General features: G+C 67.4%; 4 protein-coding genes and 3 pseudogenes. All 7 read left to right on the forward strand.

Annotated features, from left to right (window positions below; all coding sequences use genetic code 11):
* Positions 1-350: 350 nt before the first annotated feature.
* The coding region (locus ASG63_RS27155; RefSeq protein ID WP_443189825.1) for an Ig-like domain-containing protein at positions 351-2,278 on the forward strand (1,928 nt) is incomplete at its 3' end.
* A gap of 4 nt (positions 2,279-2,282) precedes the next feature.
* A partial coding sequence (locus tag ASG63_RS27160; RefSeq protein ID WP_443189828.1) for an Ig-like domain-containing protein occupies positions 2,283-2,834 on the forward strand: 552 nt, incomplete at its 3' end.
* Position 2,835: 1 nt separating this feature from the next.
* Positions 2,836-4,656, forward strand: a pseudogene (locus tag ASG63_RS27165) (Ig-like domain-containing protein); the annotation flags it as partial.
* Positions 4,538-5,289, forward strand: a 752-nt coding sequence (locus ASG63_RS27170) for an Ig-like domain-containing protein (protein ID WP_443189826.1), incomplete at its 3' end; no start/stop codon positions are given. The pseudogene ASG63_RS27165 and the gene ASG63_RS27170, both read left to right, overlap by 119 nt.
* A gap of 4 nt (positions 5,290-5,293) precedes the next feature.
* Positions 5,294-6,033 (forward strand): Ig-like domain-containing protein (locus ASG63_RS27175; RefSeq protein WP_443189827.1); only part of this gene is annotated, 740 nt, incomplete at its 3' end.
* Position 6,034: 1 nt separating this feature from the next.
* Positions 6,035-6,338: pseudogene (locus tag ASG63_RS27180) on the forward strand (Ig-like domain-containing protein); the annotation flags it as partial.
* 23 nt (positions 6,339-6,361) lie between these two features.
* Positions 6,362-6,651, forward strand: a pseudogene (locus ASG63_RS26240) (Ig-like domain-containing protein); the annotation flags it as partial.

Here is a 6,651-nt window from a genome sequence, read left to right on the forward strand (position 1 = left end):
CCGCTCCGGCTCCAAATGTGCCGTATATCTTCTAAGACGGCCTGCCGATTATTAAAAAATTCCTAAAGTTGTCCGGATCGATTGCATTGATATCCATCAAAAGCGATGGAATTTCGGTATTTACCGACGCAGTTTGGGCTCTGTTAAGCTTATAGAATGCGAGTCGCTCCTATCGATCAAATAGGCGCCTGGGCCCCGCCCTTGCATGCTTGTAAGGGAGTTATTCGTATGTAGGTTGATATTGGTAAGCGAGAGGCGGAACTGACGCCGAATCCTCGACAGCATTTTCTGATCTGAAGTGTAACCAACCGCTGGATATTGATCCGCGGGCGCACCTAGAGAGAATAGCTATGGCAAGCACCCAAACGTTCGAGGCATCCTCTGGTCGCTCGGGCAGTTCGCTGATTATCGATGGGTTTGTTTATGCTCAGCGGAACGGATCCGGATCCGCAACGGGAACGCTTTCAGTCAATCGAGATTTTTTAGAACCGGACGCGAGTCTGAAAACTGGCTCGATTGCTGGGTATCTTTCTATTTCTCGGCAAACTGGTACCGTATTTGATTTGAATGCCTTATCGATAAGAGCAGACGTGAGTCTTTTATCTGGCGTGGTGTTTGTCGGGTATAGGAATGGTGTTGAGGTTGTTTCTGCCGCTTCTGGCGATCTGATCAATCTAGGCTTGCTATTGGGGGAAACGCGTTATCAGTTTAGCTCTGCATGGCAAAACCTAACAGAGGTGAGGGTATTCAGAGGTGGTGTCTTAGATGTTTCGCTTGGACAGCTTGGTTTTGGTATCGATGATGTTACACTAGCTATTGATACGGTTGCGCCCAGTGCGCCAACTATCACCACCGCCGCGGGCCTGACCAACGACGCCACCCCGACCATCGCGGGCACRGCCGAGGCCGGTTCGACTGTGACCATCTCGGACAACGGCACCGTGCTCGGCACCGCCGTGGCCGGACCGAACGGCGTGTTCAGCTTCACGCCGGCCGCTGACCTGGCCCAGGGGGCCAACAGCTTTACCGTCACCGCCCGCGATCTCGCCGGCAACGTCTCGGCGCCCTCAGCTGCCGTGGCTCTTACCATCGACAGCCTCGCCCCCGGTGCGCCGGTGATCACCATAGCGCCCGGCCTTACCAACGACGCCACCCCGACCATCACGGGCACGGCCGAAGCGGGTTCCACCGTCACCATCTCGGACAACGGCACCGTGCTCGGCACCGCCGTGGCCGGACCGAACGGCGTCTTCAGCTTCACTCCGTCCGCTGACCTGGCCCAGGGGGCCAACAGCTTCACCGTCACGGCCCGTGATCTCGCCGGCAACGTCTCGGCGCCCTCTGCTGCCGTGGCTCTCACCATCGACAGCCTCGCCCCCGGCGCGCCGGTGATCACCACCGCCGCCGGCCTCACCAACGACGCCACCCCGACCATCACGGGCACGGCCGAGGCCGGTTCGACTGTGACCATCTCGGACAACGGCACCGTGCTCGGCACCGCCGTGGCCGGACCGAACGGCGTCTTCAGCTTCACCCCGGCCACTGACCTGGCCCAGGGGGCCAACAGCTTCACCGTCACCGCCCGCGACCTCGCCGGCAGCATCTCGGCGCCCTCTGCTGCCGTGGCTCTCACCATCGACAGCCTCGCCCCCGGTGCGCCGGTGATCACCACCGCCGCCGGCCTTACCAACGACGCCACCCCGACCATCACGGGCACGGCCGAGGCCGGTTCGACTGTGACCATTTCGGACAATGGTACCGTGCTGGGCTCCGCCGTGGCCGGACCGAACGGCGTCTTCAGCTTCACTCCGGCCACTGACCTGGCCCAGGGTGCCAACAGCTTCACCGTCACCGCCCGCGATCTGGCTGGCAACGTCTCGGCGCCTTCTGCCGCTGTCGCTCTCACGATCGACAGCCTCGCCCCCGGCGCGCCAGTGATCACCACCGCCGCCGGCCTCACCAACGACGCCACCCCGACCATCACGGGCACGGCCGAAGCGGGTTCCACCGTCACCATCTCGGACAACGGCACCGTGCTCGGCACCGCCGTCGCCGACACGAACGGCGTGTTCAACTTCACGCCGGCCGCCAACCTGGCCCAGGGTGCCAACAGCTTCACCGTCACCGCCCGCGATCTCGCCGGCAACGTCTCGGCGCCCTCTGCTGTCGTGGCTCTTACCATCGACAGCCTCGCCCCCGGTGCGCCAACCATCACCACCGCCGCCGGTCTCACCAACGACGCCACCCCGACCATCRCGGGCACRGCCGAGGCCGGTTCNACCATCGACAGCCTCGCCCCCGGTGCGCCAACCATCACCACCGCCGCCGGTCTCACCAACGACGCCACCCCGACCATCACGGGCACGGCCGAGGCCGGTTCCACCGTCACCATTTCGGACAATGGCACCGTGCTGGGTACCGCCGTGGCTGACACGAACGGCGTGTTCAGCTTCACCCCGGCCGCCGACCTGGTCCAGGGTAGCAATGTCCTGACCGTGACCGTGCGGGATCTCGCCGGCAACGTCTCGGCGCCTTCTGCCGCCGTGGCTCTCACCATCGACAGCCTCGCCCCCGGCGCACCGGTGATCACCGCCGCCGCCGGCCTCACCAACGACGCCACCCCGACCATCACGGGCACGGCCGAAGCGGGTTCCACCGTCACCATCTCGGACAATGGGACCGTGCTGGGCACCGCCGTGGCCGACCCGAACGGCGTCTTCAGCTTCACCCCGGGCGCAGATCTCGCTCAGGGGGCCAACAGCTTCACCGTCACCGCACGGGATCTCGCTGGCAACGTCTCGGCGCCGTCCACCGCCGTGGCTCTCACCATCGATNCTCACCAACGACGCCACCCCGACCATCACGGGCACGGCCGAAGCGGGTTCCACCGTCACCATCTCGGACAATGGGACCGTGCTGGGCACCGCCGTGGCCGGACCGAACGGCGTCTTCAGCTTCACCCCGGCCGCCGATCTGGTCCAGGGTAGCAACGTCCTGACCGTGACCGCGCGCGATCTCGCCGGCAACGTCTCGGCGCCCTCTGCTGCCGTGGCTCTCACCATCGACAGCCTCGCACCCAGCGTACCGGTGATCACCACCGCGGCCGGCCTCACCCCCGACACCACCCCGACCATCACCGGCACGGCCGAGGCCGGCGCCACCGTCACCATCTCGGACAACGGCATCGTACTCGGCACCGCCGTCGCCGACACGAACGGCGTGTTCAGCTTTACCCCGGGCGCAGACCTGGCCCAGGGTGCCAACAACTTTACTGTGACCGCGCGCGATCTCGCCGGCAACGTCTCGGTGCCCTCCACCGCCGTGGCTCTCACCATCGACAGCCTCGCCCCCGGTGCGCCAACCATCACCGCCTTTGCAGGCACCATCACCGATGCCACCCCGACCATCACCGGCACGGCCGAGTCAGGGGCGACTGTCACGGTCCGTAGCGACGCACTCGTGCTGGGTACCGTCGTGGCCGCTGCCGACGGCAGCTTCAGCCTAACTCCGACGGTGCCTCTGCCGAACGGACCTGCCAACCTCACCGCCACGGCGCAGGATGGCGCCGGCAATCTGTCGCCTCCCTCCGTCGTGACGCAGGTCGTCATCGACACGCGCGTGCCCGGCGCCCCGGTCGTCGACTACGTGGCGCCGACCAACGACGACACGCCCGTCATCACCGGCACGGCCCTGGCTGGCGACCTGATCACGATCACCAGCGGCGCGAACCCGGTCGGCTTCGGCACCGTAGGCCTCGACGGTCGCTTCAGCGTGACTCTCACGGTTCCGCTGGCGGAGGGCACCAATGCGCTGGAGGTCAGGGCAACGAGCCTCGGCGGCCTCGTCTCGCCGGCCGCACCCGTGACGGTGCTGGTCGACACGGTCGGTCCTCTCGCTCCGAGCATCACAGCTTTTGCAGGACCCACGAACGACACGACTCCCGCCATCACGGGCACGGCCGAGGCCGGTTCCACCGTCACCATCTTGGACAACGGCATCGCGATCGGCACGGCCGTCGCTGGCATGAACGGGGGCTTCAGCTTCACACCCACCACCCCACTCACGGCAGGCAGCAACGTCCTGACCGCCACCGCACAGGATCTCGTCGGCAACGTCTCGGCGCCCTCTGCTGCCGTGGCTCTCACCATCGACGGCGTTGCGCCGGATGCGCCAGCCATCACCATAGCGGCCGGCCTTACCAACGACGCTACCCCGACCATCACGGGCACGGCCGAGGCCGGCTCGACTGTGACCATCTCGGATAACGGCACCGTGCTCGGCACCGCCGTGGCTGACACGAACGGCGTGTTCAGCTTCACCCCGGCTGCCAATCTGGCTCAGGGTGCCAACAGCCTCACCGTCACGGCGCGCGATCTCGCCGGCAACGTCTCGGTAGCCTCTGGTGCCGTGGCTCTCACCATCGACAGCGTCGCCCCCGACGCACCGGTCATCACCAATGCCGCCGGCCTCACCAACGACGCCACCCCGACCATCACGGGCACGGCCGAAGCGGGTTCCACCGTCACCATCTCGGACAATGGGACCGTGCTGGGCACCAGATCTCGCTCAGGGGGCCAACAGCTTCACCGTCACCGCACGGGATCTCGCTGGCAACGTCTCGGCGCCGTCCACCGCCGTGGCTCTCACCATCGATAGCGTGGCTCCCGGCGCACCGGTGATCACCACCGCAGCCGGCCTCATCAACGACGCCACCCCGACCATCACGGGCACGGCCGAAGCGGGTTCCACCGTCACCATCTCGGACAACGGCATCGTACTGGGTACGGCGCTGGCTGGCACGAACGGCGTGTTCAGCTTTACGCCCCTCACCCCACTTACGGAAGGAAGCAACGTCCTGACCGCCACCGCACGGGGTCCGGCCGGCAACGTCTCCACGCCCTCAGCAGCCGTGGCTTTCACCATCGATAGCGTTGCGCCTGATGCGCCAACCATCACCCTAGCGGCCGGCCTCACCAACGACGCCACCCCGACCATCGCGGGCACGGCCGAGGCCGGCGCCACCGTCACCATCTCGGACAACGGCACCGTGCTCGGCACCGCCGTCGCCGACACGAACGGCGTGTTCAGCTTCACGCCGGCCGCCAACCTGGCTCAAGGTGCCAACAGCTTCACCGTCACCGCCCGCGATCTCGCCGGCAACGTCTCGGCGCCTTCTGCCGCTGTCGCTCTCACCATCGACAGCCTCGCCCCCGGTGCGCCAACCATCACCACCGCCGCCGGTCTCACCAACGACGCCACCCCGACCATCACGGGCACGGCCGAGGCCGGNACCATCGACAGCCTCGCCCCCGGTGCGCCAACCATCACCACCGCCGCCGGTCTCACCAACGACGCCACCCCGACCATCACGGGCACGGCCGAGGCCGGTTCCACCGTCGCCATCTCGGACAACGGCGCCGTGCTCGGCACCGCCGTGGCCGACACGAACGGCGTCTTCAGCTTCACCCCGGGCGCAGACCTCGCTCAAGGTGCCAACAGCTTCACCGTCACTGCACGCGATCTCGCCGGCAACGTCTCGGCGCCTTCTGCCGCTGTCGCTCTCACCATCGACAGCCTCGCTCCCGGCGCACCGGTCATCACCACCGCCGCCGGCCTCACCGACGACGCCACCCCGACCATCACGGGCACGGCCGAGGCCGGTTCCACCGTCACCATCTCGGACAATGGTACCGTGCTGGGAACCGCCGTGGCCGGACCGAACGGCGTCTTCAGCTTCACCCCGGGCGCAGACCTCGCTCAGGGTGCCAACAGCTTCACCGTCACCGCACGCGATCTTGCCGGCAACGTCTCGGCGCCCTCTGCCGCCGTCGCTCTGACCATCGACAGCGTTGTGCCTAATGCTCCGAGCATCACCGCTTTCGTGGCCCCGACCAACGACACCACCCCGGTGATCACCGGCACGGCCGAGCCGGGSGCGACSGTRATCGTCTCGAACGGCACGACCCAGATCGGCTCGACGGTGGCCGGCGCCGACGGCAGCTTCAGCCTGACAGCGGCCGCTCTGCCCGAGGGNCGGCACGGCCGAGCCGGGGGCGACCGTRATCGTCTCGAACGGCACGACCCAGATCGGCTCGACGGTGGCCGGCGCCGACGGCAGCTTCAGCCTGACAGCGGCCGCTCTGCCCGAGGGYACGGCCAGCCTCACGGCCGTGGCCGTGGATGCGGCGGGCAACGCCTCGCCCGTCTCCRCAGCCACGCCCCTGGTCATCGATCTCACGCCACCAGGGGCACCGGTGTTCGACGCCCYGGCGCCGACCAMCGACACCACACCGACCCTCACGGGGACGCCGGCACGGCCGAGCCGGGGGCGACSGTRATCGTCTCGAACGGCACGACCCAGATCGGCTCGACGGTGGCCGGCGCCGACGGCAGCTTCAGCCTGACAGCGGCCGCTCTGCCCGAGGGYACGGCCAGCCTCACGGCCGTGGCCGTGGATGCGGCGGGCAACGCCTCGCCCGTCTCCGCAGCCACGCCCCTGGTCATCGATCTCACGCCACCAGGGGCACCGGTGTTCGACGCCCTGGCGCCGACCACCGACACCACACCGACCCTCACGGGGACGGCCGAGGCCGGCGCCACCGTCACCATCGCGGACAACGGCACCGTGCTCGGCACGGCGCTGGCCGGGAC

This window comes from Methylobacterium sp. Leaf94, from assembly GCF_001426045.1.
Taxonomy (GTDB): domain Bacteria; phylum Pseudomonadota; class Alphaproteobacteria; order Rhizobiales; family Beijerinckiaceae; genus Methylobacterium.